The 2,957-nt window shown below is 50.5% G+C and carries 2 protein-coding genes; both read left to right on the top strand.

Annotated features, from left to right (window positions below; translation table 11 throughout):
- A partial coding sequence (locus QME66_13160; protein ID MDI6809896.1) for a FlgD immunoglobulin-like domain containing protein occupies window positions 1-924 on the top strand: 924 nt, incomplete at its 5' end.
- 163 nt (window positions 925-1,087) lie between these two features.
- A complete protein-coding gene (locus QME66_13155) occupies window positions 1,088-2,836 on the top strand; it encodes a hypothetical protein (GenBank protein MDI6809895.1) in 1,749 nt (582 codons plus the stop codon).
- The last annotated feature ends 121 nt before the right edge of the window (window positions 2,837-2,957 follow it).

Below are 2,957 nucleotides of genomic sequence, written 5' to 3'. Positions count from 1 at the left end.
GGTTCTGCCAGTGGTGTTGCCGTTTCAGCAAACTACGCGTATGTGGGAGACAGGGGCTATGGGTTTCACGTGATCGATATCTCAAATCCCGCATCCCCGACCATAGTTGGTAGCGTACATACGCCTGCCTCTGACGGCTGGAATGTTGCCCTTTCTGGGAACTACGCATATGTCGCAGATGGGGGACCCGGACTTCGGGTGGTCGATATCTCAAATCCCGCATCCCCGACCATAGTTGGTAGTGCATACACTGGGTCTAACGGTGCGTGGGATGTTGCCGTCTCAGGAAACTACGCATATGTCGCATCCGGATTCTCCGGGCTTCATGTGGTCGATATCTCAAATCCATTATCCCCGAACGTAGTTGGCATCGTAGCTACGCCCTTCGCTGCCGATGGTGTTGCCCTTTCAGGGAGCTACGCATACGTCGCAGATAGGGACTACGGGCCTCAGGTGATCTATATATCAAATCCATCATCCCCGATAATAGTTGGCAGCGTGGACACGCCTGGTTGGGCCCTCGGTGTCGCGATTTCAGGAGAGTACGCCTATGTCGCAGACTACTCCTCCGGGCTTCAGGTCGTGCCGACCCAGTGCGAAATCCCGACTCAGACGGACCCGCCTAAACCAGAAGCGCCCCGGTCGTATCATTTCGCTCTTCATCAGAATTCCCCAAATCCATTCGCTCCGGCCACGACGATTGGCTATGAACTTGGACACAGGACATCTGTTTCGCTTCGTATCTATGACGTGGCAGGCCGCTTTATTTGTGCGCCCGCTAACGGTGAGCAAGACGCTGGTGAACACTCTGCAATGTGGAACGGAAGGAACTTTGAAGGCAGGAAAGTTGCGCCAGGAGTGTACATCTACATACTTAACACGACGGAGTTTCACGAGACCCGAAAGATGGTGCTCCTGCACTAGACGAGGAAATAGGGAGCAGTGAGAGGCTCTTTCGTTACCCGCATGATTGGATTGCCTTGTTGCATGAGACTTGTACTACGGCCAGGGAGAGTATCGGCAGCACGACCTGCACCTTAACCCAGCAGACGTTGATGGTGCGGCCCCCCATCTAGCAGTGCCAGTTATGACCAACGTCAGGTCCCAAATCATGGCCGAAACCTATCGAATCTTCTTCAGATACTCCGAGAAGAGCAAATACTACCCGCAAGCTGTTGAACTCGCTGGACTCGCCTACACGCATCAAGTTCTTGGAGAAGGTGCGGACGCCTGGCATGTTGTGACTCTTACGGATGACCAGCTTGACCTAATGACGAGTCTGTATCGTCTTGTATCAAAACTGCATCGTCGCCCAACGATACAGGGCGTACCAGTTGACACGATATGCGCATTCTGCCGCTCAGATAGCCGTTATGCCTATGTTTCGAAATCAATCATGAAGCAAGTTGAGACTGTAATAGAGAACATTATTCAGGAGACAGGAAGATCGCGGGTGGAACTGGCTGAGTATCTCGACAAAGAGTATATTGCCCCCTACCAGAATGATTGGATGAAGGTACGAGACAAGCTCATGCAAGAGGGACTCATAGAATACTATGACGACAGGGCAGGCACTTTGGACAAAGCTAGGAGGAAGATTCAGGAACCAGTCGGTGGTTACAGACGGATTAGAGAACTCATTGCGGAAGGAGACTACACCGGGGCCACAAGTATGTACTACTCTTTGCTCGGGAACAGATATTGCGGTGAACTCACCGGTGAGCTGATCTACTTGAAACGCCTTGGGAAGATTCCGCTGGTGGGTAGAGATCTGTTGTACTTCAGAACTGAGTCATCACGCGACGAGCTAATCAGATCCCATCTCGCCGAATATGTGACTTACATAGATGAAGCACTAGAGCGACTGGGCAAAATGGGGCGCAAATCACCACTCGAGGTGGTGCTTGAATGCGCTCCTACGATTGAACAGCTCATCGATAAGAGAAAACAGGACTGGCACATGGGAGTTTATCTGTGGAAAGGTGAGTTCAAAAGAGATTCCACCCCTGTGTCCATGTATTCCTTTAGCGCTCAGTTTGACTCGTGCCCAGAAGGTAGGTTGTTTGACACATATCCAGACCAAGTTCGGCATTGCAGAGTTATTGAGTACCACAGAGACCCTGAGTACATGTGCGTGTGGACAACTTATTCGCCCGCCAGCTACCGTACTGAGATCTTGGATAAAGGGCTTCATGTGAACGGAATCGACATATACCGCCATGATTTATGGAGGCATTATGGGGACAAGTTATTAAGAGAGCCTGACTTCATGACACTGTGCTCGCTGGCAGATGTTTCTAAGACTAGCTGTGGCACTCGCGGGATTGAGTACACGGGGCGAACTCACAGAATAGGTGATCAGGATTTCTACGAAATAAACCTGATAAGGGACAGAGACGCGGGGGAAGAAGTTGGAAATCCGTTCTTGGAACTCGTCGAAGAAATCCTGAGAGAGGCCGAAAATATTCTGCGAGAAAGGCATGGTCTCCCACGTATAGGGGAGGGCTGGGTCTCGGAGACGCAGCTTTATCAGCTTGTGCTGAATGTTTTCCCAGACGCGAAGCAACACGCCATGCCAGAATGGTTACGTCCTCAGCATCTCGACGTTTTCGTACCGTCAAAGAAACTAGCATTTGAGTATCAGGGAAGACAGCACTTTGAACCGATAGTCTTCTTTGGTGATCAGAATGCATTTAGGAACACAGCGAAGCGAGATAAGCTAAAAGTCCAAAAATGCCGGGGGAACAGCGTTCTATTAATTCATTGGCGCTACGATGAGCCACTGGATGAATGCACGCTCATGGAAAAACTGCGACAGCACGGGACAATTGTCTAGGAATTCTCTGGCGTCTCTCACCAAAGGACATCGTTCAACAACATGTGCCTGACCACTGGTGTCCGATTAACTTGTTCCGTAGTTGCTGTAACTGTTTTGAGATGAATATGATGGAGTCACA

It is taken from the genome of Candidatus Eisenbacteria bacterium (assembly GCA_030017955.1).
GTDB lineage: Bacteria > Eisenbacteria > RBG-16-71-46 > JASEGR01 > JASEGR01 > JASEGR01.
This window is presented reverse-complemented; position numbering and strand designations above follow the sequence as displayed.